The following is a 596-nucleotide window of genomic DNA, read 5'->3' as shown; positions in this document are numbered from 1 at the left end:
TCTACACGACCAGTAACAACAGTACCACGACCAGCGATTGAGAAAACATCTTCGATTGGAAGAATGAATGCACCATCGATAGCACGCTCTGGCTCAGGGATGTATGTGTCTAGAGCTTCAGCTAGTTCAAGAATCTTAGCTTCCCACTCTGGCTCGCCTTCAAGAGCTTTAAGAGCAGAACCCTGGATAACTGGTAGGTCATCACCTGGGAAGTCGTACTCAGATAGAAGTTCACGAACTTCCATTTCTACTAGTTCTAGAAGTTCTTCGTCATCTACCATGTCACACTTGTTCATGAATACGATGATGAATGGAACGCCAACCTGACGTGAAAGCAGGATGTGCTCACGTGTTTGTGGCATTGGACCATCTGTAGAAGCAACTACTAGGATTGCGCCGTCCATCTGTGCAGCACCAGTGATCATGTTTTTAACATAATCGGCGTGACCAGGACAATCTACGTGTGCGTAGTGACGTGCAGGTGTATCGTACTCGATGTGAGAAGTATTAATTGTAATACCGCGCTCACGCTCTTCTGGAGCGTTATCGATCTGTGCGAAATCACGAACAGTACCACCAAAAGCTTTGGTCAATAC

The 596-nt window shown here is 46.3% G+C and carries 1 protein-coding gene; it reads right to left on the bottom strand.

Annotation, left to right across the window (positions count from 1 at the left end; genetic code table 11):
- Positions 1-596, bottom strand: a 596-nt coding sequence (locus tag L2748_RS24300; protein WP_248957846.1) for a GTP-binding protein, incomplete at both ends; no start/stop codon positions are given.

This window comes from Shewanella sairae, assembly GCF_023283535.1.
GTDB lineage: Bacteria > Pseudomonadota > Gammaproteobacteria > Enterobacterales > Shewanellaceae > Shewanella > Shewanella sairae.
This window is presented reverse-complemented; position numbering and strand designations above follow the sequence as displayed.